This window comes from Tenacibaculum retecalamus (assembly GCF_027941755.1).
Lineage (GTDB): Bacteria > Bacteroidota > Bacteroidia > Flavobacteriales > Flavobacteriaceae > Polaribacter > Polaribacter haliotis_B.
This window is the reverse complement of the sequence record NZ_CP115916.1, coordinates 1161152-1186451: the sequence shown is the minus strand read 5'-3', so window position 1 is coordinate 1186451 and position 25300 is coordinate 1161152. Positions and strand designations below refer to the sequence as shown.

Annotated in this window: 21 protein-coding genes; 11 read left to right on the top strand and 10 right to left on the bottom strand. The window is 30.9% G+C overall.

The genetic code is table 11. The features are described 5' to 3' along the window. Positions 1-5 precede the first annotated feature (5 nt). From PG912_RS05725 to PG912_RS05715, 3 genes are all read right to left on the bottom strand, one after another. The gene (locus PG912_RS05725) at positions 6-1067 is read right to left on the bottom strand and encodes a hypothetical protein (protein ID WP_275688818.1); all 1062 of its coding nucleotides are present in this window, start codon (positions 1065-1067) and stop codon (positions 6-8) included. Positions 1068-1132: 65 nt separating this feature from the next. After that, positions 1133-1927 (bottom strand): hypothetical protein, encoded by a 795-nt coding sequence (locus PG912_RS05720; protein ID WP_275688817.1) that lies wholly within the window; start codon positions 1925-1927, stop codon positions 1133-1135. Then, positions 1908-2468: an RNA polymerase sigma factor gene (locus tag PG912_RS05715; RefSeq protein ID WP_275688816.1), complete on the bottom strand. Its 561-nt coding sequence runs from the start codon at positions 2466-2468 to the stop codon at positions 1908-1910. Before PG912_RS05715 ends, PG912_RS05720 begins: the two co-directional genes overlap by 20 nt. Before the next feature lie 426 nt (positions 2469-2894). Here PG912_RS05715 and PG912_RS05710 point away from each other — a divergent pair, with 426 nt between their 5' ends. The 4 genes from PG912_RS05710 (at position 2895) to PG912_RS05695 (ending at position 7526) form a co-directional block, all read left to right on the top strand. Beyond that, the gene (locus PG912_RS05710) at positions 2895-5108 is read left to right on the top strand and encodes a RelA/SpoT family protein (protein WP_275688815.1); all 2214 of its coding nucleotides are present in this window, start codon (positions 2895-2897) and stop codon (positions 5106-5108) included. A gap of 75 nt (positions 5109-5183) precedes the next feature. After that, positions 5184-5633, top strand: a complete 450-nt coding sequence (locus PG912_RS05705) for a Fur family transcriptional regulator (protein WP_218772295.1) — start codon at positions 5184-5186, stop codon at positions 5631-5633. A 30-nt stretch (positions 5634-5663) separates the two neighbouring features. Continuing rightward, a complete protein-coding gene (locus tag PG912_RS05700) occupies positions 5664-6935 on the top strand; it encodes an adenylosuccinate synthase (RefSeq protein WP_275688814.1) in 1272 nt (423 codons plus the stop codon). A 42-nt stretch (positions 6936-6977) separates the two neighbouring features. Beyond that, positions 6978-7526 (top strand): DUF1572 family protein, encoded by a 549-nt coding sequence (locus PG912_RS05695; RefSeq protein WP_275688813.1) that lies wholly within the window; start codon positions 6978-6980, stop codon positions 7524-7526. Between the two features lie 15 nt (positions 7527-7541). Here PG912_RS05695 and PG912_RS05690 read toward each other — a convergent pair whose 3' ends face one another. After that, on the bottom strand, positions 7542-8969 hold the full coding sequence (locus tag PG912_RS05690) for a pyridoxal phosphate-dependent decarboxylase family protein (RefSeq protein WP_275688812.1): 1428 nt from the start codon (positions 8967-8969) through the stop codon (positions 7542-7544). 137 nt (positions 8970-9106) lie between these two features. Here PG912_RS05690 and PG912_RS05685 point away from each other — a divergent pair, with 137 nt between their 5' ends. Together PG912_RS05685 and PG912_RS05680 are read left to right on the top strand one after the other, a co-directional pair. Next, positions 9107-10765, top strand: a complete 1659-nt coding sequence (locus PG912_RS05685; protein WP_275688811.1) for an OstA-like protein — start codon at positions 9107-9109, stop codon at positions 10763-10765. Positions 10766-10774: 9 nt separating this feature from the next. Then, positions 10775-11953, top strand: coding sequence for an aspartate aminotransferase family protein (locus PG912_RS05680; protein ID WP_275688810.1), 1179 nt, complete (start codon positions 10775-10777; stop codon positions 11951-11953). Here the strand turns inward: PG912_RS05680 and ilvA are convergent. Genes ilvA through PG912_RS05650 form a run of 6 tightly spaced genes read right to left on the bottom strand, consistent with a single transcriptional unit; the run spans position 11950 to position 19566 of the window. Then, a complete protein-coding gene (gene ilvA, locus PG912_RS05675; RefSeq protein ID WP_275688809.1) occupies positions 11950-13212 on the bottom strand; it encodes a threonine ammonia-lyase IlvA in 1263 nt (420 codons plus the stop codon). The two genes, PG912_RS05680 and ilvA, sit on opposite strands and share 4 nt — an antisense overlap. A gap of 4 nt (positions 13213-13216) precedes the next feature. Next, positions 13217-14722 carry a ketol-acid reductoisomerase gene (gene ilvC, locus PG912_RS05670; RefSeq protein ID WP_275688808.1) on the bottom strand — a complete coding sequence of 502 codons (1506 nt, stop codon included), beginning with the start codon at positions 14720-14722 and terminating at the stop codon, positions 13217-13219. A gap of 3 nt (positions 14723-14725) precedes the next feature. Then, positions 14726-15250 carry an acetolactate synthase small subunit gene (ilvN, locus tag PG912_RS05665; RefSeq protein WP_064966386.1) on the bottom strand — a complete coding sequence of 175 codons (525 nt, stop codon included), beginning with the start codon at positions 15248-15250 and terminating at the stop codon, positions 14726-14728. Positions 15251-15252: 2 nt separating this feature from the next. After that, on the bottom strand, positions 15253-16986 hold the full coding sequence (gene ilvB, locus PG912_RS05660) for a biosynthetic-type acetolactate synthase large subunit (RefSeq protein ID WP_275688807.1): 1734 nt from the start codon (positions 16984-16986) through the stop codon (positions 15253-15255). An 11-nt stretch (positions 16987-16997) separates the two neighbouring features. Beyond that, positions 16998-18677 carry a dihydroxy-acid dehydratase gene (ilvD, locus tag PG912_RS05655; protein ID WP_275688806.1) on the bottom strand — a complete coding sequence of 560 codons (1680 nt, stop codon included), beginning with the start codon at positions 18675-18677 and terminating at the stop codon, positions 16998-17000. Position 18678: 1 nt separating this feature from the next. Further along, complete coding sequence (locus PG912_RS05650) at positions 18679-19566, bottom strand: branched-chain amino acid transaminase (protein ID WP_275688805.1); 888 nt, start codon at positions 19564-19566, stop codon at positions 18679-18681. Between the two features lie 870 nt (positions 19567-20436). On the opposite strand from PG912_RS05650, the gene PG912_RS05645 reads away from it, so the two are divergent. The 5 genes from PG912_RS05645 to PG912_RS05625 all read left to right on the top strand — a co-directional run bounded on the left by PG912_RS05645 (position 20437) and on the right by PG912_RS05625 (position 25213). Next, positions 20437-21057: a GNAT family N-acetyltransferase gene (locus PG912_RS05645; RefSeq protein WP_275688804.1), complete on the top strand. Its 621-nt coding sequence runs from the start codon at positions 20437-20439 to the stop codon at positions 21055-21057. Beyond that, the gene (locus PG912_RS05640) at positions 21054-22232 is read left to right on the top strand and encodes an argininosuccinate synthase (protein ID WP_275688803.1); all 1179 of its coding nucleotides are present in this window, start codon (positions 21054-21056) and stop codon (positions 22230-22232) included. Before PG912_RS05645 ends, PG912_RS05640 begins: the two co-directional genes overlap by 4 nt. Before the next feature lie 3 nt (positions 22233-22235). Then, complete coding sequence (gene argC, locus PG912_RS05635; RefSeq protein ID WP_275688802.1) at positions 22236-23213, top strand: N-acetyl-gamma-glutamyl-phosphate reductase; 978 nt, start codon at positions 22236-22238, stop codon at positions 23211-23213. 72 nt (positions 23214-23285) lie between these two features. After that, positions 23286-24086 (top strand): pyrroline-5-carboxylate reductase, encoded by an 801-nt coding sequence (proC, locus tag PG912_RS05630; RefSeq protein WP_275688801.1) that lies wholly within the window; start codon positions 23286-23288, stop codon positions 24084-24086. Continuing rightward, positions 24083-25213 carry an aspartate aminotransferase family protein gene (locus PG912_RS05625; RefSeq protein ID WP_275688800.1) on the top strand — a complete coding sequence of 377 codons (1131 nt, stop codon included), beginning with the start codon at positions 24083-24085 and terminating at the stop codon, positions 25211-25213. Before proC ends, PG912_RS05625 begins: the two co-directional genes overlap by 4 nt. Positions 25214-25300 lie beyond the last annotated feature (87 nt).

Here is a 25300-nt window from a genome sequence, read left to right as displayed (position 1 = left end):
TTTTGTTAATTAATATCAAATCGCAATCCTAATGAAAGATTTCTTGTTTCTGTATTTTTAAACAACGGATTCAAATCATATTTTGCGTATAACCCACAACCTTTATAAGCAAAATAAGCACTTAAGCCATAATTAATAGTATTTGTATTAAAACTTGCTTTTTGAAGCTCTTCTACACTTACTCCTTCTGCATTTTTGTATTCTAAATATTGTCGAGTTCCTAATTTAAAACCAAAGAAACCTCCTAGTCCGAAACGAATAGCTTCATGTGTTCTATCAACAACTTTATTGTCAGCGTATTTTTTGTTTTTTGAAAAATCGAATTCTAAGTGCATCGGAAAAGTCATTTGTACATGACGCAACCTACTTTCGCTTAACTTATTTACGTGCTCACTTAAAACCGTTTCCTTACCATTTATAGTATGGTATTCGTTATTTTCAGCTCTTAAATTATTCCAAAGAAAAGAAAGTCCGTATTTAAAATATGTTTTTGAGGGTTGTTTAGAAATACGCGTTTTCCAGGTAAAACCAACTTCATAAAAATGCGATTGCCAAAACTTATAATCCGAATTATTTAATGAGTTAAATTCGTTATTTGTTAGAACATTATTTACACCCAATGCAAAAACAAACTGAGTAGTTGTTCGCTTACTTTCTCGGTACTTTTTCTTCTTTTTATCTTTTTCTGACAAACTTAATTTAAAAGTGGTTCCTCCTATTTTAAAAGTATTTTCTTCTTCAATATCATCATTACTTACAACTTTTCCTTCGGTTTTATCTTGTACTAATTGTTGCAACATTTGTTCTTGAAAACTTACACTTTTTTCAATTTGAGAAGCATGATATACTGCAGCTTCCTTTTTTAAGGAAGTGGCTTCAGCATTTGTAAGCTCATTTTCTGTTAGCTTAAAATTAATTTCTTTTATTTTAACCTTTAATGAGTCTTTTTGCTCTTTTGTTATTTTATCAATTTTTCTAGATATTTTTTGCACTTCATTTTCAAATGTTTTTACTTGAGACTGGGCTATAGTTGTTACTAACAACACTAATAGTAGTATTCTTTTCATGGTTTTTAAATTTTAAATTAAACGGTAAAATTGGGTGATTCTAATTATCGATAATTAGTAAGCGCTTATTTATTTCTATCTGCAATTGCAACAATTACATCTGACATTTTTGATTTGAATTTCTGCATAAAGTTTTGCTTAAAATCTGCCTCTTCAATGTCGTACTCTACTTCTGCTAAAATTGTTTCAGGATTTATTTTTAAGTTAGATCTTATCAATTCTTTTTGAATCGTATCCAACATATCTTTTCTTTTTATTTTATAGGCAGCGTAATATTCTTTTACTTCTTGTTTTGAGTGCGTTACAGCAAACAATAAATCATCACTATTAACCTTTATTCTTGGTCTTGCAACTTTATTTTTTTGAATATTTACAACTGATATAACTTCTCTTTCCTCATCTATTAAAGCATCTTTTTCTTTATCTAAAGGAGTCTTTTCTACAATTGCCATTACACTTTCTGTAGCTCTTCTATACTTCTTAACTGCTCGTTTTTCAATGCTTTTTGATGGAGTTTCGTTATCTATAACTGTTTTATCTTTATTAACAGTAGCTTCTTCAATTGGTGATATTTCATGTAAATTAATATCCTTTATTTTTAGCGTATCTAAAGAAGCATTAACTATGGTGTTTTCGATATTTACAATATTATCATTGCTTTCGTAAAAAAAACTAATACTAATTAACACCGCAATACTAGCTGCATAACTTAAATAGATAAATCGTTTCCTTTTTTTCTTTTGCTGCTCTTTATCTAACTGAACACTCAAACGTTCCCAGGCTGATATTGATGGATTTATTTCTCTATCCTTTAACTTATCAGCAAAATGTGTATCTATATTATTTTTCTGCATTTTCAATCTGATTTGTTTTTATATAACTTTCTTGCAACCATTTTCTAGCTTTAAACAATTGCGATTTAGAGGTACCTTCTGAAATATTTAATTTTTTTGATATTTCAGCATGTTTGTATCCTTCGATAGCATATAAATTAAAAACTAGTTTGTATCCTTCGGGTAATTTGTCTATCAATTTTTGAATATCATCTACCGAAGTATTCTCTAAACTTTCAGTAGCCGCATCATTAAAAACAAATTCTTCATCTGTTAATTGAATAGGATTTTTTTTATTTAGATATGTAAGACAAGTGTTTACTATTATTTTACGAATCCAACCTTCAAAACTTCCTTCATTTTTAAAGGTGTGTAATTTTGTAAATACTTTTAAAAACCCTGAAAGCATTAAATCTTCTGCATGATGCATATCTTTTACATATTGCCTACAAACACCTAACATTTTAGGTGAATACTGTTCAAACAATAATTGCTGAGCTTCTCTGTTTTGCTCGCTTGCTCTTTTTATTAGTACAGCTTCTTTTTTATGTAACTGGATAATTTTCAATTCAAATAGTTAATTTACTTGTCTACAAATATAAAGACTAGAAGATTGTAAAAAAGGTTGCCTGAAAGTAAAAAAAGAATCTCCGACTTTATAAAAAAGTCGGAGATTCAAATATCATATTGAATGATATTTCAGGGGGACTTACATGTTTTAAAGCCTTATTACCTCTGAATTATACAACAAATGTATCTTTTTAAATTAATATAACTTGTAGGAAAACCACCTGATATTTATAACTTTAATGTTTTTTATTCTTTTATATACTTTACTTAAAAAAAGATGAAGTAAACTTCCAATCAAAAAAACAAACGCTAAGTTTTTATCATTCATAAATTAGTCTTAAACATTTCTCTTTAAAACTTGCTCAGTAAAATTCTTTACACTATTTTTATTTTGAAACACATCTAACAAAAGAGCTTTAAGCGTATGAGTTATAATGCAACGATAGAAGAAGAGAATAAAGAAATAGCCCACAGATATAAAGATTTATTAAAAGGAACCTATCAAACCCTATCCGACGAGGATAAAAAATTAATACGTAAAGCTTTTGATATTGCTGTAGAAGCACATTCAGAACAACGTAGAAAAACTGGTGAACCTTATATTTTTCATCCAATAGCTGTTGCTAAAATTGTTGCTTACGAAATAGGTTTAGGAGCTACTTCTATTGCTGCTGCGCTACTTCATGATGTTGTTGAAGACACGCATTACACCATTGATGATATGGAGCGTTTATTTGGTGAAAACATTGCACGTATCGTTAGCGGACTTACCAAAATATCTAGCTTAAAAAAAGAACAAGATTTTTCTATACAAGCAGAAAATTTCAGAAAAATGTTGCTTACTCTACATGATGATGTAAGAGTGATTTTAATTAAAATTGCCGACCGTTTGCACAATATGCAAACAATGGATGCAATGCCACCTCATAAGCAAGTAAAAATAGCTTCTGAAACATTGTACATATATGCGCCTTTAGCCCACCGTTTAGGTTTGTACAACATTAAAACAGAACTTGAAGATTTAGGTTTAAAATATACAGAACCTGAAGTTTACAAAGACATCTTAATTAAAATAAAAGATAGTAAAGACGACCAACAGAAATATATTGATACTTTTACAGGAATACTTAACGAAGCTTTAGATAAAGAAGGTTTTAAATATGAAATTAAAGGACGTTTTAAATCCATTTTTTCTATTAGAAGAAAGATGCAAAAACAAAATGTAACCTTCGATGAAGTATATGATAAATTTGCTATCCGTATTATTTACGAACCAACATCTGGTGATGAAAAATTTGATGCTTGGAAGATATACTCTATCGTAACCGACTTCTTTAAACCAAACCCTGCGCGTTTGCGAGATTGGATTTCCCAACCTAAATCAACAGGTTATGAAGCCTTACATATTACAGTTATTGGTGCACAAGCAAGATGGGTAGAAGTACAAGTCCGTTCTGAAAGAATGGATGAAATTGCTGAAAAAGGTTATGCTGCACATTTTAAATACAAACAAGGTAAAGTGCAAGAAAATGGACTTGATGGTTGGTTAAATCGTTTAAAAGAAACCTTAGAAAACCACAGTGCAGATGCAGTAGATTTTGTAGAAGATTTTAAGCTTAATTTATACGCTAAAGAAATATATGTTTTTACGCCTAAAGGCGATTTAAAATCCTTACCGAAAGGAGCATCTGCTTTAGATTTTGCTTTTTCTGTACACACCGATGTTGGTTTAAAATGTAGAGGAGCCAAAGTAAACGGTAAATTAGTACCTTTAAGTTATACGCTAAAAAGTGGAGATCAAGTACAAGTGCTTACAGCTAGTAACAACAAACCTAATGTACGTTGGTTAGATTTTGTTTTAACCGCTAGAGCACGTACAAAAATCAAATCAGCCTTAAAAGCAGAAGAAAAAATAATTGCTGAAGAAGGAAAGGCTATTTTATTAAGAAAACTACGCCATTTAAAAATTGGTTCTGGTGAAAAAATAATTAATGAACTTGCTAGTTATTTCGGTTTAAAAACCAGTTTCGATTTATTTTTTAGAATTGGTAATGGCGCTATAGACAACACACAACTAAAAGAGTTTGTTGCCCAACGAAGTGGTTTAATAATGGGCTTTATTAAAAATACTTTTCGCCGTAATTCTAGTGGAATTTCAGGAAAAGAAGAAGTTACCCATAAATATGATGCATTAGTTTTTGGTAAAGACGAACAAACTTTAGATTATACCTTAGCAAAATGCTGCTCTCCTATTCCAGGAGATAAAGTTTTTGGTTTTGTAACCATTAACGAAGGTATAAAAGTACATAAAAACGATTGCCCCAATGCAATATCTTTACAATCTAATTACGCCTACAGAATCATGCTTGCCAAGTGGATAGACTCTACAAAACAAGAGTTTACCGCAATTATACTTCTATCAGGAATAGATAATAAAGGAATTGTAAATAGTATTACACGAATTATTTCTAATAGTATGGACGTTTTTATAAATAGTATTAATATTTCTGGTGATCATGGTGTTTTCGAAGGAAAACTATCCTTAAACGTTCAAAATAAATCGCAATTAAATAAGCTAATCGATAGCATGAAAAAACTAGAAGGCGTACAAAAAGTAGAGCGTGTTAATACATTGTAAATATCATTTTAATATCCTTGTTTTTTTATCAATAAATAACTGTAAATTTGTCCGTCCGTAAATTTTTAAATCATAATGAGTAATTCAGCCGAAAATCAAGAAATTGTAAAAAAAGTTTTCACTACTTTTTTAGAAGAAAACAAGCATCGTAAAACGCCAGAGCGTTATGCTATTTTACAAGAAATATATGTTGCTGAAGAACATTTTGATATTGAATCTTTATATATTAAAATGAAAAACAAAAACTATCGTGTTAGTAGAGCAACGCTTTACAATACGATGGATTTACTTTTAGACTGTGGATTGGTTCGTAAACATCAATTCGATGGGCAATCAATGGCTCGTTATGAAAAAAGTTATTTCGATAAGAATCACGATCATTTAATTATGACAGACTCTGGCGAAGTAAAAGAATTTTGCGACCCAAGAATTCAAATCATCAAAAAAACAATTGAAGATGTTTTTGATATTGATATTCACAACCACTCTCTTTATTTCTACGGAACAAAACGAAACACAAAATAACAACAACAAATACACTTAATAACACACTAAATGGCAGTAGATTTATTACTCGGATTACAATGGGGAGACGAGGGAAAAGGTAAAATCGTAGATGTATTAACAGGTAATTACGATATTATTGCACGATTTCAAGGAGGTCCAAACGCTGGTCACACCTTAATTTTTGATGGTAACAAACATGTTTTACACACAATTCCTTCTGGAATTTTTCACAAAACCGCTTTAAACGTAGTTGGTAATGGTGTGGTAATTGATCCTGTTATCTTTAAAAAAGAATTAGAAAATTTAGATGTTCACAACATCGATTATACTTCTAAATTATTAATTTCTAGAAAAGCGCATTTAATATTACCTACGCACAGGTTATTAGACGCGGCTTCTGAAACTTCAAAAGGAAAAGCAAAAATCGGATCTACTTTAAAAGGAATTGGCCCAACTTATATGGACAAAACCGGTAGAAACGGAATGCGTGTTGGAGATTTAGAGTTAGACAACTGGAAAGATAAATACAGAGCGTTAACTAAGAAGCATTTAAGTATGCTTGATTATTTTAATGTTCAGGTTGAATATGATTTAGATGAATTAGAAGCTGAATTTGATTTAGGTATCGAAAAATTAAGAACTTTACAGTTTATAGATTCTGAAGAATATTTAAACTCAGCAATAAAAGAAGGAAAAACAATTTTAGCTGAAGGTGCTCAAGGATCTTTATTAGATATCGATTTCGGAACGTATCCGTTTGTAACTTCTTCAAATACAACTGCTGCTGGTGCTTGTACTGGTTTAGGTATTGCGCCTAACAGAATTGGTGATGTATTTGGTATATTTAAAGCGTACACAACACGTGTTGGTTCTGGATCTTTTCCTACCGAATTATTCGACAAAGATGGTGAGGAAATGGCAAGAATTGGTCACGAATTTGGTGCTACTACAGGTCGTGCTAGAAGATGTGGTTGGTTAGATTTAGTTGCTTTAAAATATGCTGTTGATGTAAATGGTGTTACAAAGTTAATGATGATGAAAGGAGATGTACTTTCTGGTTTTGATACCTTAAAAATATGTACATCATATAACTATAAAGGTGAAAAGATAACACACTTACCTTATAATATCGAACCTGAAAACATTTCAGTAAATTATACTGAATTTAAAGGATGGGAAGATGATTTAACAAAAATGACTGCAGCAGATCAATTACCTAAGAACTTATTGGAGTATGTTGCTTTTATTGAAAAAGAAACAGGAGTTCCGGTAACAGTAGTCTCTGTAGGACCCGATAGAAAACAAACAATTGATAGATAAATTTAAAAAGGAGCTCATAAAGAGCTCCTTTTTTTGTGCTTTATGATAGAAGAATATTTACAGAATATAACCAAGCAATTTAAATCTTATAAAGAGGTCGCCGATAAAACTATAGATCAATTACAAGAAAAAGAATTGCATTTTAAGTATAATGAAGAAAGTAACAGCATTGCTTCTATTATTGTACATCTTTCTGAAAACATGTTATCACGTTGGACAGATTTTTTTACTTCGGATGGAGAAAAAGATTCTAGAGATAGGGATGCTGAGTTTGAAACTCAAAATTTATCAAAAGATGAATTATTAACTAAATGGGAAAATGGATGGAACTGTCTTTTTACGGCTTTGAATTCGTTAAATGAAACTAATTTCGAGCAACCTATTTATATCAGAAATAAAAAGCATAAACTTATAGAAAGTATTACTAGACAAATAGCTCATTACCCGTATCATATTAGTCAGATAACTTATGTGGGTAAAATGATTTTAAATGATAAATGGCAAACAGCTTCTATTGCCAAAGGAAAATCAAAAGGGTACATGAAACAACAGTTTCAAGAAAATTCAAAAATAAAAAAGGGAGCTCTTTAAGAACTCCCTTTATATTTACTTCTTTAAAATTTCTTGTCCGAATTTATGACACAAAGTTAATGTTTCATTTACATCATCAATTGTCGTTTTCGGGTTTATTAAACACATTCGTAACACTACTTGTTTATTCAAAATAGTAGTTACTAAAAGTGCTTCTTTAGAGTCCATTACCTTTTTAGAAATCTCTTGATTTAAACTATCAATTTCTTTTTCTGATAAATTTAATCCAATAGGATTGTATCTAAAGTTGATAACTGCCAAAGTTGCAGGAGAAATAATTTCCCAGGTTCTACTCTTTCGTAACACTTTTTCAACATTGTCTGCCAACTGAATATTATAGCTTACTGCTTCTTTAAAAGTATCTAAACCATACGTTTTTATTGACATATAGAATTTTAAAGCTCTAAACCTACGTGTTAATTGAATACCGTAATCATAAAAATTTATTTCAGATTCATTTCCTTCAATATCTCTTAAATACTCTGGAGATTCACTAAAAGTACTACTCAACCAAGAAGAATCTTTTACCAATAAACAACCTATTTCATATGGTTGATAAAACCATTTATGCGGATCAACAGTTAAAGAATCTGCTCTTTCGATTCCTCGCAAAGCTTTTGCCCCTTTTTTTGATAAAATTGCGGCTCCACCATAAGCGCCATCAATATGAAACCATAAATTTTCTTCTTCACAAATATCAGCAATTTCATCTAACGGATCTACTGTTCCGGTGTTTGTGGTTCCTGCAGAAGCTATAAAACAAAAAGGTTGTAAACCTTCTAATCTATCTTTTGCTATGGCATTTTTAAGTTTGTTTATACTTATCCTAAATTCGATATCTGTTGGTAAAATTCGGATTTGTTCTTTTTTAAACCCTAAAACACGAATTGCTTTAATATTAGAAGAATGTGCCTGATCAGATAAGTAAATAACAGCTTTCGAAAAATCATCCCCACATTTAATACGACGTGCAGTAACCAATGCTGTTAAATTAGCCATTGATCCACCACTTGTAAAAATACCTCCTCCTTTTTCAACAGGAAAATTAAACATTTTTAACAGCCAGTTCATGGTTACTATTTCTAACTCAGCAGCTGCTGGTGATGCTACCCACCCACCAGAAAAAACATTAAATCCTGTAGCCAAACTATCGGCCATTGTACTAATAAAATTACTAGGTCCTGGCACAAAAGAATATGCTTTTGGATGAGAAATAACAGTACTATTTGGTATTACATTATCCATCACAAAGTCTAAAACATCGTTTGCTTTCATCCCTTTATCAGGAGCTTCTTGTAAAAATAGGTTATCCATTTCTTTACGGGTCGCAGATGTAACAGGGTTTTTATCTTTTAAAGTATCCCAATGCTCAGCAATTAGGTCTACTATTTTATAGCCATAAGACTTCATTTCTTCTAGAGATAAATCAAAATGGGCGCTCATAAAATTCTTTTTTTAATATTTCTACAAAAATAATCATTAAAAAAGCGACACTCACTTTTAATAGTTATAATTTTATTGATTTATTAAGAAATATCGCAGGTTCTTTTCATTATTTTTGTTGGCTAAACACTGTTACTTTGAAAAAAATATTTTTTTTTAGTTTTTTATTGTACGCTTTTGGAAGTTTTTCCCAAGCAAAAAAAATAAAAATACTTTCTACTCAACAAGCCACTGCGGATGAAGAAAAATATCCTGGAGCAACAATACTTATAGGTAAAGTAAAAATGGAACATGAAGGTGCTACTTTAGATTGCCAAAGAGCACTTCTTTATAAAAAAGAAAACATTTTTAAAGCGCTTGGAGAAGTTATAATCGAGCAAGGTGATAGTATTATTCAGTATAGTGATTTTGCCATTTATAACGGAAATACTAAAAAAGCAAAATCTTGGGGAGATGTAGAAATTCATGATAAAGAAATGAAACTTAGCACAGATACACTTCATTTTGATAGACTAAATCAAATTTTATATTACCCTAGCGGCGGAACTATCCGCGATAAAAAAAACACACTAAAAAGTATTAAAGGAACTTATTTTTTAAGGGATAAAAAATTCACAGCGAAATCTAAAGTTACGGTAGTAAATTCTGAAAGTAATTTAGAATCTGACCATTTAGATTATTATACAAACTCAAATTTAGCGTATTTATACGAGCCTAGTACGGTTACTAATTTAAAAGATAGTACCAAAGTTTACTCTGAAAGAGGGTTTTATGATACCAATACAGACATATCTTATTTTGTAAAAAATGCAAAGCTTTTTTTAAAAGAACGCACCATTTTAGCTGATAGTTTATACTATGACAAACGCAAAGGTTTTGCTTCTGCTACGAATAAAATAAAAGTGATAGACACATTACAAAACATGGTTACCAAAGGTAATTATGCAGAATTATATGAAAAGAAAGATTCGCTGTTTATCATCAACAGAGCTGTCGCAATTTCTGTATTAGATAAAGATTCTATGTATGTTGCGGGTGACAAAATCTTATTAACTGGTAAGCTAGAAAAACGAATTGTTAGAATTTTTAAGAATGTAAAAATTTTTAAATCTGATTTACAAGGAAAATGTGATTCTATTCATACAAGTCAGAATACTGGATTAACAAGAATGTTTAACAACCCTATTTTGTGGTCTGGAAAAAGTCAGATTACAGGAGATAGCATTCAATTTATTACTGATAAAAAAACAAATAAACTCGATTCGTTAAGAGTCTTGCAAAACGCCTTTATGATTCAAAAAGATTCTTTATCAGAAGATGATTACAATCAAATAAAAGGTCGAAATATTTATGGTAAGTTTGAAAATAATGATTTAAGGACCATGCTTGTTAAAGGGAACGCCGAATCGTTATATTTTAATAGAAATGACGAATCTCAAAAACTAGAAACAATCACTAAAGAGATTGCTAGTGATATTGAATTTCTGTTAGAAAACAACGAGATTATTCAAACAAAATATTTTAAAAAATCTGAAGGAAAAACATACCCTCCTTCTGAATTTCCTTCCGAAGAAAAAAAGTTTAAAGACTTTGTTTGGCGAGAAGAAGAACAACCAAAAAAGGTTGAAGACATCTTTGTGAAAAACAAAAAAAATAGTAGTACTCCTACTATTAAAAAGAATGATTCTGCAATAAAAAAAGCAAAAAAATTATTCATTAAAGAAACTACAAAAAAACAAAGCTTAAAAAAATCAGGGGAGGTTAAATCGCTATTAAAAATAAAACGTTTAAAATAATAAAAACTAGTGAAAAACGATTTTTTAAAATATCAAGGGCAAACAACACCTCATCCTTTAGCTATTGAAATTTCACATGCTAGCGGAAGCTATATATACGATACTAACGGAAAAAAAATGTTAGATTTTGTTGCTGGTGTATCTGCAAATACATTGGGACATAATCACCCCAAAGTTACTAATGCTATAAAAAATCAATTAGACTCTTATACACATGTTATGGTGTATGGTGAATTTATACAAAAACCTCAACTAGAATTGTGTAAAGCACTAGCAAAAACATTACCAGAAAACTTATCTTCTGTTTACATCGTTAATTCAGGAACTGAAGCTACTGAAGGTGCCTTAAAACTAGCAAAACGTTTTACAGGCAGAGATGAAATGATAGCCGCTAAAAACAGTTATCACGGTAATACCCAAGGCGCAATGAGTGTTTGTGGTGCCGAACAACAAAATCGCGCATTTCGTCCGTTGGTTCCTGGTATTAAATTTATTGAATTTAATAACGAAGCCGATTTAGCAAAAATCACTACAAAAACAGCAGGTGTTATTTTAGAAACGATTCAAGGTGGTGCTGGTTTTATTGAACCAAAAAATAATTATTTAACTAAAATAAAGCAACGTTGTGAAGAAGTTGGTGCTTTATTAATTTTAGATGAAATTCAAACAGGAATTGGGCGCACCGGAAAATTTTGGGGTTTTGAAAATTACAATGTTGTTCCTGATATTATTATAACCGGTAAAGGTTTAGGTGGCGGAATGCCAATTGGTGCTTTTATTGCTTCTTTTGAAATTATGAATTGCCTAAAAGAAAATCCGAAGTTAGGACATATTACAACTTTTGGTGGACATCCTGTAATTGCAAGTGCTGGTTTGGCTACTGTAAAAGAAGTTACTGAATCAAACCTCATCGAAGAAACACTTAGAAAAGAGAAGTTAATTAGAACTAAATTTAAAAATCATCCTGCGATTAAAGAAATTAGAGGACGTGGATTAATGCTTGCTTTATTAGTTGGTTCTCCTGAAATTGCTTCAAAAGTTATTTTAAATTGTTTAGATAAGGGCTTAATTTTATTTTGGTTGCTTTTTGAAGGTAGTGCTATAAGAATCACTCCTCCATTAACCATTTCTGATAAAGAAATTAACGAAGGATGTGATCTTATTTTAAATGAATTAAATAATATTTAAACTAAAAATTCAAATAAATTTGGTTTATCATTTAAGTATTCACCGTAAAAATTAAGTGCTTTCATTCTAGCCATTAAAGGTGCTAAATCTTCACTTTTAACAAGTTCAATACCAACTACAGCTGGTGCATTTTCTTTACTCGTTTTCTTTGAGTATTCAAAATATGTAATATCATCGTTTTCTCCTAAAACGTCTATTACAAATTCTTTTAATGCTCCTGCTCTTTGCGGAAAACGAATGATAAAATAGTGCTTTAATTTACCATATAATAATGCACGCTCTTTAATTTCGGCAGTTCTTGTTATATCGTTATTACTACCGCTTATAACACAAACAACATTTTTACCTTTAATTTCATCTGCAAAAAAATCTAGCGCTGTTATTGTTAAAGCGCCAGCAGGTTCAACCACAATAGCTTCTCTATTATATAAATCTAAAATCGTTTGACATACTTTTCCTTCAGGAACCGTTATCATATCATGCAAATTTTCTTTACAAATATTAAAAGTTAAATTCCCTACTTGTTGTACTGCTGCACCATCAATAAACTTATCTATTTTTTCTAACTTAACATTTCTATTGGCTGAAATAGATGTTTTCATAGATGGAGCTCCTTCTGGCTCTACTCCTATTATTTTTGTGTTTGGAGACAGTAATTTAAATACACTAGATAGCCCTGAAGCTAATCCTCCTCCTCCTACAGGAACAAATACATAATCTATATCCTCTTTAGATTGGTTTATCATTTCTAAACCAACTGTTGCCTGCCCTTCTATAATTTTTTCATCATCAAAAGGGTGTACAAATGTTTTACCTAAAGTATCACACACGTGTTTTGCAAACTTATAAGCATCATCAAAAGTGTCACCAGATAATTCAATATCAACATAATCTCCACCAAACATTTTAACCTGTTCTACTTTTTGTTTTGGTGTAGGTGCTGGCATTACAATAGTACCATGAATTTTTAACTTCTTACAAGCAAAAGCGACTCCTTGCGCATGATTTCCAGCACTTGCACAAACAATTCCATTACGTCGTTGTTCTTCAGTTATCGAACTAATTTTATTATAAGCTCCTCTAATTTTATAAGATCTAACCTGCTGTAAGTCTTCTCTTTTAAGGAAAATATTTGCCTTAAACTTTTCTGAATAAATATAATTTTTAAATAAAGGAGTTTCTATAGCTACACCTTTTAGTGTAGCTACAGCCTCCTTAATTGCCTTTATTGTTGGTGAATATGTGGTATTTACTTGCATATTATTAATGAAAAACTACTGCTTCTTTTTCTTCTTCTTGATCTATTGTTTTCATGGCGGTCATTGACGCTCTTAATGTTTTACCAATAGCTTCAATTGGATGTCCTTGAATTGTATTATTTACAGCAATTAAATCTAAATTATCTACTTCATTAGAAGATGTAAATGATTTACCTATAACAGAAGTATCAACGTCTTTCATAAAATCAACTAACAATGGTTTAGCAGCATGATCAAATAAATAACATCCATATTCAGCTGTATCAGAAATAATACGATTCATTTCATATAATTTCTTTCTTGCTACGGTATTCGCTATTAATGGTAATTCGTGTAAAGATTCGTAATAAGCTGACTCAGCCTTAATACCTGATGCTACCATGTTATCATAAGCTAACTCTACACCTGCTCTTACAAAAGCAACCATTAAAGTACCATGATCAAAATATTCTTGTTCGTTAAACTCTATTTCTGTAGCCGTTGTTTTTTCAAAAGAAGTTTCTCCTGTAGCAGCTCTCCATGATAATAAGTTAACATCATCATTAGCCCAATCTTCCATCATTATTCTTGAAAAATGACCTGACATAATATCATCCATATGCTTTGTAAACAATGGCGCTAAAATAGTTTTCAATTCTTCTGAAATTTCAAATGCTTTAATTTTAGCTGGATTTGATAAACGATCCATCATATTTGTTATTCCTCCATGCTTTAAAGCTTCGGTAATAACTTCCCATCCGTATTGGATTAATTTAGATGCATATGTAGGTTCAATTCCTTTTTCAACCATTCTTTCAAATGATAAAATAGAAGCTGTTTGTAACACACCACATAAAATAGTTTGCTCTCCCATTAAATCAGACTTAACCTCAGCAACAAATGATGATTCTAATACCCCTGCTTTATGACCACCTGTTGCAACGGCATATGCTTTTGCTTGCGCCCATCCTTTGTTTTCAGGATCATTTTCTGGGTGTACTGCTATTAAAGTTGGTACACCAAAACCTCTTTTATATTCTTCTCTTACCTCTGTACCAGGACATTTTGGTGCAACCATAATAACCGTTAAGTCTTCACGAACTTGCATTCCTTCTTCTACAATATTAAAACCGTGAGAATAAGATAATGTAGCTCCTTTTTTCATTAAAGGCATTACCGTGTTTACAACTCTTGTGTGTTGTTTATCAGGTGTAAGGTTTAATACTAAATCTGCAGTAGGAATTAACTCTTCAAAAGTACCTACGTTAAAATTGTTTTCTGATGCATTTTTAAAAGAAGCTCTTTTTTCTTCAATTGCAGCAGCTCTTAAAGCATAAGAAACGTCTAATCCTGAATCTCTCATGTTTAAACCTTGGTTTAATCCTTGAGCTCCACAACCAATAACAACAATTTTCTTTCCTTGTAATGCTTTTACTCCATCAGTAAATTCTGATGAGTCCATGAATCTACATTTTGCTAATTGTTCTAATTTTCCTGCTAATGATAATGTATTGAAATAATTTGTTGCCATTTTTTAGTTGTTTGTTGATAATAATGTTGATATTTTCATTTCGTCTTTAGTAATTGCAATTCGCCCTGATCTGACAAATTGCATAATACCATGTTGATCTAACGTATGATATAATTCTTCTATTTCTTCTTTAGCTCCTGATTTTTCAAGTACAAAAAAGTCTTTATTTATATTAATTACTCTAGATTTACTGCTATTTATTATAGTTTGAATTTCGTTATTTTCTGTTAATAAATTAGAACTCAATTTAAACAAGCATGATTCTTGATATACGGTATTTTCATCTGTATGATAATACGCCTTTATAACTTCTACTTGCTTTTCTATTTGACCTATAATTTTTTTTATTTGTTCTTCTGTTACTTTAACTAACAACGTAAATCTAGACACACTTTTTATTTCTGATTTAGAAATATTCATGCTCTCTATATTTATATGTCTTCTTAAAAAGATTCCTGAAATTCTATTTAATAAACCTACGTTATTCTCTGTGTAAATCGAAACGGTAAATGTTTGTTTATTTTCCATAATTATGCTAATCTTATATCTGAAACTGATGCTCCTGTTGGAATCATCGGAAATACATTATTCTCCTTCTCAACACAAACCTCTAAAAAATATGCATCTTTAGATTCCATCATTTCTTTAACAGTACTTGCTAAATCTTCTCTTTTGGTAACTCTTTTTGCATCTATACTGTAACCTTTTGCAATCGCTACAAAATCTGGATTGGTCATTTCTGTTGACGCATATCGTTTATCAAAAAACAATTGTTGCCATTGACGTACCATTCCTAAAAACTCATTATTTAAAACAACAATTTTAACTGCTGCTTTCGTTTGTAAAATGGTTCCTAATTCTTGAATTGTCATTTGATAACCTCCGTCTCCAGCAATCATCACAACTTCTCTCTCTGGAGCTCCCATTTTAGCTCCAATTGCAGCTGGTAATGCAAAGCCCATTGTACCTAAACCACCTGAAGTAACATTACTTTTAGTTTTGTTAAATTTAGCGTAACGACAAGCAAACATTTGATGTTGACCAACATCAGAAACAATAATAGCATCTCCTCCTGAAGCTATATTTATTTCCTTTAAAACCTCCCCCATTGTTAAACCATCTTTGGTTGGATATAAATCTTCTTTCTTTACTTTCTCATATTCAATAGCTTCTAGTTTTGTAAACTCCTCTAACCACTGATTATGTTTATTTTGGTTGATTAACGGTAATATTTGTGCTAAACTCTCTTTAACATCACCTAAAACAGCAACATCTGCTTTTACATTTTTATCAATTTCAGCAGGATCTATTTCAAAGTGAATTACTTTTGCTTGTTTAGCATATCTACTTAAATCTCCCGTAACACGATCGTCAAAACGCATTCCTACAGCAATTAACAAATCACACTCGTTGGTTAATTTATTAGGCGCATAATTACCATGCATTCCAACCATACCAACATTTAATTCATGTTCTGTTGGTAATGCTGATAATCCTAAAATTGTCCATGCAGATGGAATCCCAGCTTTTTCAATAAATGCTTTAAATTCGGTTTCTGCCTCTCCTAAAATAACACCCTGTCCAAAAACAATCATTGGTTTTTTTGCGTTATTAATTAATAATGCAGCTGCTGCTACTTCAGTTATATTAATTGCTGGTTTTGCTTGGTAACTACGTACTGAAGTACATTTTTCATATTCAAAATCAAAAGTTTCAAACTGAGCATCTTTTGTAATATCAATTAATACAGAGCCTGGTCTACCTGATTTTGCTATATAAAATGCCTTTGCAAAAATTTCTGGAATCTCAGAAGCTTTTGTTATTTGATAATTCCATTTAGTTACAGGAGTTGAAATACCAACTATATCAGTTTCTTGAAAAGCATCCGACCCTAATAAATGAGAAGCTACCTGACCTGTTATACATACCATCGGTGTAGAATCTATTTGAGCATCTGCAATACCGGTAATTAAATTCGTAGCTCCAGGCTCTGATGTTGCTATTGCTACACCCACTTTACCTGTTACTCTTGCAAATCCTTGTGCTGCATGCGTAGCTCCTTGCTCATGGCGAGTAAGCACATGATTAATTTTATCTTGGTATTTGTATAGCTCATCGTATACAGGCATAATTGCCCCACCAGGATATCCGTAAATTAAATCTGCTCCTTCTTCAAGTAAGCATTTAACAACAGCTTCTGCTCCAGAGATATGTATTTTCTGCTTTGACACTGTTTCAGGTTTTGTTTGCGTTTTTGTATTCATAATTTCAGCTATTAAAATGCATCAGTTACACACCCTTTAGATGCTGACGCTACTGTTTTTGCGTATTTGTATAATATTCCTTTTTTATGCTTTAATGCAGGTGCTACCCATTGTGCTTTTCTTTCTGCTAATTCCTCATCAGAAAGTAATACATTTATAGAATTGTCTTCTGCACTAATTCTAATTTTATCTCCTGTTTTAAGTAAACCAATTGCTCCTCCAGATTGTGCTTCAGGTGTAATATGCCCAACTACAAATCCGTGAGTTCCTCCAGAAAAACGACCATCAGTAATTAATGCTACAGATTTTCCTAAACCTGCTCCCATAATAAGCGAAGTTGGCTTTAACATTTCTGGCATTCCAGGTCCTCCTTTTGATCCAACATATCTAATTACAACCACATCACCTCTTTCTACCTCTCCGTTAGAAATACCTGTATTTGCTGCCTGTTCTCCATCATATACAACTGCTTTTCCTTCAAAAAGCAATCCTTCATTTCCTGATATTTTTGCAACAGCTCCTTCAGTAGCTAGGTTCCCATAGATTATTTGAATGTTTCCTGATGTTTTTAAAGCTTTATCTTTTGGATGTATTACATCTTGATCATCAAACTCCATTGCCTCAACATTTGCTAAGTTTTCAGCCAATGTTTTTCCTGTAACAGTTAAACAATCACCATGTAAATAACCATTATCTAATAAATATTTCATAACAGCAGGTGTACCTCCTATTGAATGAACATCTTCCATTAAATATTTTCCTGATGGTTTTAAATCAGCAATTAATGGAGTTCTATCACTCACTTTTTGAATATCTTCTAAAGTAAAATCTATATCAGCCGCATGTGCTATTGCTAAAAAGTGTAATACCGCATTGGTAGAACCTCCTAAAGCATTTACTAATGCCATTGCATTTTCTAAAGACTTTTTAGATATAATATCTAAAGGTTTTAAATCTAACTCTAATAAATTTTTAATAGCCAAAGCTGTTCTTTCTGCTTCAGATAATTTATTAGGATTTTCTGCTGGTATTGATGAATTATATGGTAATGCAAACCCCATACATTCTATTGCTGATGCCATTGTATTTGCAGTATACATACCACCACATGCTCCAGCACCAGGAATTGCTCTTTTTATAATTTCTCTATATTCATCTTCCTCTATTTCTCCTGCTACTTTTTGGCCTAAAGCTTCAAAAGCAGAAACAATATTTAATTTCTTTCCTTTGTAGTTTCCAGAAGCAATTGTTCCTCCATACATCATAATTGATGGACGATTTAAACGTAACATTGCTATTACTGCTCCTGGCATATTTTTATCACAACCAACTACAGATATTAATGCATCATAACTTTGTGCATTCATAACCGTTTCTATAGAATCGGCAATAATATCTCTTGAAGCCAATGAGTAATTCATTCCAGAAGTTCCCATTGAAATCCCGTCTGAGACTCCAATTGTATTAAATCCTAAACCAACTAAATTTGCAATTTTAGTCTCAATTTTAACCTCTGCAGCTAAATTGTTTAAATGCATGTTACATGGATTCCCATCATAGCCAGTACTTGCAATACCAACTTGAGCTTTACTCATGTCTTCATCTGTTAAACCAACTGCATATAACATTGCTTGTGATGCTGGTTGAGATTCATCTTGTGTTAACCTACTACTGTGTTTGTTTAATTTCATTTTAACTTGCTTTACGTTTATTACGTAATCCTAATACTTCATTTTTATATAATTTCATTAATTGATATCCGTGTGATTTTTCCCATGCTAATGGGAAATGATACTCATCTAATGATTCTAATCCTACAACTTCTGCTGCTGTTCCTGTAAAAAAACAAGCATCCATATCTTTTAATTCTTCTAAAGTGACATGCTTTTCTTCTAGTGGAATTCCGTTCTCCTTACATAAATCAATTACTGTTGATCGTGTAATACCTGCCATAATATGGCCTTTAGGAGGTGTATATAATTTCCCATCTTTCTCCATAAATATATTTGCTCCAGAACACTCAGCAACATTATTATTCATATCTAATAACAAAGCCTCATCATAACCTACCGCTTTTACTTCATTTGATGCTAAAATAGAGTTGGTATAATGCCCTGTTACTTTTGCTTCAACAAAGCATGATTTAGGGTTTGGACGTTGAAATTTAGATGTTTTAACTCTTAATAGTTTATTCCCCATTAATTTACCCCATTCCCAACATTGTATAATTAATTGAGAATCTTTAGCTGAAAAGACCCCCATATTTTCACCTGCTACAATTAGAGGTCGGATATATGCGTCTTGTAAATTATTTTTTTCTAACAACTCATATGTTAATCGTGTAAGCTCTTCTTCGGTATAATTAAACTCAATACTCATTACTTGGGCTCCGTATTTAAGTCGTTTATAATGTTCTTCTGATTTAAATATTCTAGTGCCTTCACTCGTTTTATAAGCTCTTATTCCTTCGAACACACCATTACCATAGTGTAAACTTTGACTGTATGGATTTGACGTAGCATCTTTTGCTTTGATAAATTCTCCATCGTAAAAAATTACACTCTCTTCGTTGTAATACATTTTTTCTTTTTTTATATTCAAAATTATTTCATTACTTTATTATCAATTCTATTAAACTATTATAAAAACGATGTCTATTTGATAAAAAAATAAACTAATCAATTAATTATCAGTAAATTAAAAATACTCATATATACTATTCAAAGGCATAAAAAAAACCTGTATCATAATTGACACAGGTTTTTTATTGTATAGCAATAAACATCTGTATCAACTCGGTGGTGAGATAATAATGACAATAATTAATGCGATAATGTTAAAAAACTGATTCATATTCTTGTAACAAAAAAGGCTTCCTAAAAATTTAGGAAGCCTTATAATATTTATTTTTTTTTAAAATATGCTTCCTTTATCCTTGTAAAATAATTACAATGACTACAATAGAAATAATATTTAAAATTTGTTTATTCATTTTTTGTTTTAATTCAGCTTATATAAAAACTGATACACAAATATTGAAATTTATTTTTTAATTATCCAAATTTATTTCTAATAATTTAAAATTAATTTATATGTTTGCAATATGATTACACAAAAAAATAAAATACGTAGTACTGCTCCCAGTACATTTGTTCGCTTTCGCCGTCGCAGCTAAAAGCAAACAAATATTTCTTTATACGTAACTTTTATTTTTTATTCTTTGTACAATTTCAAATTCATATCAATAGTATCTGTAGTTATTCTTTCGAATAGCCCCGCAGTTGTACGCCCTATTTTCCGCCGTCGCCCTTTGGGTGCTATCTAATTTATTGAACCTAGGTGAGTCCGGTTCTTCTTTTCAAACAATCAATTTATTTCAAATAACACAATACCTATCAAACACTTAAGTGTTTACTAAATTCATATTGGTATTATTTAAAATCAAGAACAATGGAAATTGTTATTGCTAATAAATCACATAGTATATACGCAAAAATTATCTGTGACACTATTGCCGAATCTGCTAATGTTAGAGGTACAGGAATTGCTAAGCGTACACCTGAATATATCATAACTAAAATAGAAAACGGCAATGCTGTTATCGCTTTAGAGAATGAGCAATTTGCTGGATTTTGTTATATAGAATCTTGGGGACATGGAAAATTCGTTGCTAATTCAGGCTTAATTGTACATCCTAATTTCAGAAAACAAGGACTAGCTAAAAGAATAAAAGCAACCGTTTTTGAACATTCGAGAACAAAATTTCCTTCAGCGAAAGTATTTTCAATAACAACAGGTTTACCTGTAATGAAATTAAATAGCGATTTAGGTTATAAACCTGTTACTTTTTCAGAATTAACAAATGATCAATCTTTTTGGAAAGGCTGTCAAACCTGTAAAAACTATGATGTTTTACAAAGAACAAAACAACAAATGTGTTTATGTACAGGAATGTTATACGATCCATCAATCAAAGAAAAAAACAACACTAAAATAAAAATTAAAGAGAAAGTTTTTCAAAGATTAAAGAGAATTAAAGAAAGCCTTTTCTTAAAAAAATATAAAAAATGAAAAAATTAGTCATTGCATACAGCGGAGGTTTAGATACATCATATTGTGCCGTTAGTTTATCAAAAGCTGGATATGAAGTTCATGCTGTTAGTGTAAATACAGGTGGATTTACAGATAACGAAATTCAAGATATTAAAAAAAATGCTTATAAAATGGGAGTTACTACTTATCAGAATATTGATGCTGTAGCTACATTTTATCAAAAAGTAGTAAAGTATTTAATCTACGGAAATGTATTAAAAAACAATACATATCCTTTATCTGTAAGTGCAGAAAGGATTATTCAAGCAATCGAAATTGCAAAATATGCTAAAAGTATTAATGCAAAATATATTGCTCACGGAAGTACTGGAGCAGGAAATGATCAGGTACGTTTTGATATGATTTTTCAAACTATTGCTCCTGAAATTGAAATTATCACACCAATTAGAGATCAACAACTCTCTAGACAAGAAGAAATACAATACCTAAAAGATAATGGAATTGACTTGTCTTGGGAAAAAGCAAAATACTCGGTAAATAAAGGTTTATGGGGAACAAGTGTTGGCGGAGAAGAAACGTTAACTTCTGCTAAAGCATTACCTGAAAAAGCATATCCATCTCAATTAGAAAAAAACGGAGAGGAAAAAGTAAAAATGACTTTTAAAAATGGCGAATTCATTGCTATAAACGCTATAATTGATTCACCACAAAATAACATTCAAAAATTAAATGAATTAGCATCTAAATATGCTATTGGTAGAGATATTCATGTAGGTGATACCATTGTTGGAATTAAAGGAAGAGTTGGTTTTGAAGCTGCAGCCGCGCTAATTTCAATTAAAGCACATCATTTATTAGAAAAACACACCCTTACTAAATGGCAATTACAACATAAAGAATATTTGTCTAGTTTTTACGGAATGCATTTACACGAAGGCCAATATTCAGATCCTGTTATGAGAGATATCGAAGCTTTTCTAGAAAATAGTCAAGCTAAAGTTTCAGGTGAAGTATCTATAACTCTTAAACCATATCATTTTCAGTTAGATGGTATTACTTCAAAACATGATTTAATGAATCCAGAATTTGGAAGTTATGGAGAAGAAAATAAAGCTTGGACTGCAAATGATGCAAAAGGTTTTATTAAAATTCTAGGAAATCAAAATAAAATATATCAACAAGTTAATTCTTAAAAAATGATACAAGCAGGAATTATAGGAGGCGCTGGTTATACAGCTGGCGAGTTAATTAGATTATTAATAAATCACCCAAAGGTTGAAATTAACTTCGTTTTTAGTACCTCTAATGCAGAAAATAAAATAAGTAACATTCATCAAGATTTAGTTGGTACTCTAAACTTAAAATTCACCAATACAATTAATTCGAATATTGATGTATTGTTCTTATGTTTAGGTCATGGAAATTCTAAGAAGTTTTTAGAAAGTAATACTTTTTCTGATGCTACAAAAATCATCGATTTAGGAAATGATTTTAGATTAAAAAAAGATACTTTTTTTCAAGAAAAAAACTTCGTTTATGGTTTGCCTGAGCTACAAAAAAGCAAAATTAAAAAAGCAAAATACATTGCAAACCCTGGTTGTTTTGCTACTGCAATTCAATTAGCAATACTTCCATTAGCTAATGAAAATTTAGTTACGAACGATATACATGTAAATGCTGTAACAGGTGCTACTGGCGCAGGTACGTCATTATCTGCAACTACTCATTTTACTTGGAGAGATAATAATTTTTCATATTACAAACCTTTTACGCATCAGCATTTAGGAGAAATCAATCAATCTGTAAAAAGTTTACAAACTAATTTTGATTCTCAAATTGTATTTATGCCAAATAGAGGGGATTTTTCTAGAGGAATTTTTGCAACGGCTTACACCAATTTTAAAGGAACTTTAGAAGAGGCTGAAACCTTGTATAAAGAGTTTTATAAAGAAGCAAAATTCACATATATATCTGACAGTCAAATACATTTAAAACAAGTGGTAAATACCAACAAGTGTTTAATTCACTTACACAAACATGAAAATAAATTACTCATAACAAGTGTTATTGATAATTTATTAAAAGGAGCCTCTGGGCAAGCAGTACAAAACATGAATTTGATGTTCGGTTTTGAGGAAACAGCAGGACTAAATTTAAAAGCAACTTATTTTTAGAAAACGAAATGTCAATTCGAGCGGAGTTGAGAACTCTCGACTGTGCTCGAAAAGCCACAAAAAACATAAAACATGAAAATAGCAATTATAGGTACAGGGAATTTAGGAAAATCTATTGCAAAAGGATTAATAACAACCAATGCTATAACTTCTTTGTATTTAACAAGAAGAAAACTAGATACTATTAAAGAATTTGAAGGATATAAAAATGTTAGTTTAACAACTAATAACTCTGAAGCTGTTATAAATTCAGATATCATTATTCTAGCTGTTCAACCAGCACATTTAAAACAAATTTTAAATGATATTAAGCCTCTATTAAAAGAGAATCACATTATTATTTCTACCATTACTGGTTTTTCAATTACTCAAATTGAAGAGGTTGTTGGAGTTCATAATTTTATTATTAGAGCAATGCCTAATACTGCAATTGCCGTTGGTAAATCGATGACTTGTTTGTGTGGAAACACCAAAGGATTGGAAAGAATAAAAGTAGCCGAAGCTGTTTTTAACAGATTAGGTACTTCTATTGTTATTCCAGAATCTAAAATGCAAGCTGCAACCGTAGTTTGTGCAAGCGGAATTGCTTTTTGGATGCGGATGATAAGAGCAACTACTCAGGCTGCTATTCAATTAGGTTTTGATGCCAAAGAAGCACAAGAATTAGCCATGTATACTTGTGATGGTGCTGCAAACTTATTAATTACAACAGGAAATCATCCAGAACAAGAAATAGATAAAGTTACAACGCCTAAAGGCTGTACTATTGAAGGGTTAAATGAAATGGAACATCAAGGATTGAGTTCTTCATTAATACAAGGAATGGTTACCTCATATAATAAAATTAACACCATAAAAACTGAGCAATTATGAGTTTATTTAATGTATATCCACTTTTTGATATTACTCCCGTAAAAGCAAAAGATATTAATGTGTATGATGAAAATGGTACAGAATATTTAGACTTATACGGAGGGCATGCTGTTATTTCTATTGGACATTCTCACCCAACATATGTAAAGAATATCAGTAATCAAGTAAGTAATTTGGGCTTCTACAGTAACTCAATTCAAAATCCGTTACAAACAAAATTAGCTGATGAGTTAATAAAGCAATCTAATTGTAACGATTATCAATTGTTTTTATGCAATTCAGGAGCTGAAGCAAATGAGAACGCTTTAAAACTAGCTTCTTTTCATACCAATAAAAAGAAAATTATTGCTTTTAAAAATGGTTTTCATGGTAGAACATCTGCTGCGGTTGCTGCTACAGATAACACTAAAATTGTTGCGCCAATTAATGCACAACAAGAGGTTGAATTTTTCGAATTAGGTGATTTACAATCTGTAGAAAAAGCTTTACAAAAAAAAGATATTTGTGCTGTAATTATTGAATGTATTCAAGGAGTTGGTGGTTTAGATGAAAGTACTACTACTTTTTATCAAAGTTTAGATAAATTATGTAAACAATACAAAGCTTTGTTTATAGCCGATGAAGTACAATCTGGTTTTGGAAGAACAGGTAATTTCTTTGCTTTTCAAAAACACAATATTACCCCAGATATTATTTCAATGGCTAAAGGAATGGGAAATGGTTTTCCTATTGGCGGAATTTTAATTCATCCTTCAATTGAAGCTTCTTATGGTTTATTAGGAACCACTTTTGGTGGAAATCATTTAGCTTGTGTGGCTTCTTTAACTGTTTTAACTGTTTTGAAGGAGGAAAAATTACTAAAAAATGCAAGTATTATTTCTGAATACTTTATTAAAAAAGCAGCAGAGGTTCCAGCAATTAAAAAAATAAAAGGGAGAGGTTTAATGCTTGGAATAGAATTTAATTTTCCAATTGCATCGTTAAGAAAAGAACTAATTTTTAAACATCATATTTTTACAGGAAGTGCTAAAAATCCTAATTTACTAAGAATTCTTCCGCCGTTAACCATCAAGAAACAACATGTTGATCAGTTTTTTGAAGCTTTAAAAAAGGAATTGAGTAATTAAAAACCGCTCGACTGCACTCGAGGAGACATTGATTTGTCTGATTGATCATTACTGAAATTAAAATGTTTTTTAATTGAAAGTAGCAAA

Coding starts and splice junctions, on each gene's coding strand:
- ilvC (WP_275688808.1), bottom strand. CDS start 14,722: ATGGCAACAAATTATTTCAATACATTATCATTAGCAGGAAAATTAGAA.
- PG912_RS05705 (WP_218772295.1), top strand. CDS start 5,184: ATGAGTAATTCAGCCGAAAATCAAGAAATTGTAAAAAAAGTTTTCACT.
- ilvN (WP_064966386.1), bottom strand. CDS start 15,250: ATGGAAAATAAACAAACATTTACCGTTTCGATTTACACAGAGAATAAC.
- PG912_RS05725 (WP_275688818.1), bottom strand. CDS start 1,067: ATGAAAAGAATACTACTATTAGTGTTGTTAGTAACAACTATAGCCCAG.
- PG912_RS05650 (WP_275688805.1), bottom strand. CDS start 19,566: ATGTATTACAACGAAGAGAGTGTAATTTTTTACGATGGAGAATTTATC.
- PG912_RS05625 (WP_275688800.1), top strand. CDS start 24,083: ATGAGTTTATTTAATGTATATCCACTTTTTGATATTACTCCCGTAAAA.
- PG912_RS05640 (WP_275688803.1), top strand. CDS start 21,054: ATGAAAAAATTAGTCATTGCATACAGCGGAGGTTTAGATACATCATAT.
- ilvA (WP_275688809.1), bottom strand. CDS start 13,212: ATGCAAGTAAATACCACATATTCACCAACAATAAAGGCAATTAAGGAG.
- PG912_RS05710 (WP_275688815.1), top strand. CDS start 2,895: ATGAGTTATAATGCAACGATAGAAGAAGAGAATAAAGAAATAGCCCAC.
- PG912_RS05690 (WP_275688812.1), bottom strand. CDS start 8,969: ATGAGCGCCCATTTTGATTTATCTCTAGAAGAAATGAAGTCTTATGGC.
- PG912_RS05700 (WP_275688814.1), top strand. CDS start 5,664: ATGGCAGTAGATTTATTACTCGGATTACAATGGGGAGACGAGGGAAAA.
- PG912_RS05645 (WP_275688804.1), top strand. CDS start 20,437: ATGGAAATTGTTATTGCTAATAAATCACATAGTATATACGCAAAAATT.
- ilvB (WP_275688807.1), bottom strand. CDS start 16,986: ATGAATACAAAAACGCAAACAAAACCTGAAACAGTGTCAAAGCAGAAA.
- argC (WP_275688802.1), top strand. CDS start 22,236: ATGATACAAGCAGGAATTATAGGAGGCGCTGGTTATACAGCTGGCGAG.
- PG912_RS05695 (WP_275688813.1), top strand. CDS start 6,978: ATGATAGAAGAATATTTACAGAATATAACCAAGCAATTTAAATCTTAT.
- proC (WP_275688801.1), top strand. CDS start 23,286: ATGAAAATAGCAATTATAGGTACAGGGAATTTAGGAAAATCTATTGCA.
- ilvD (WP_275688806.1), bottom strand. CDS start 18,677: ATGAAATTAAACAAACACAGTAGTAGGTTAACACAAGATGAATCTCAA.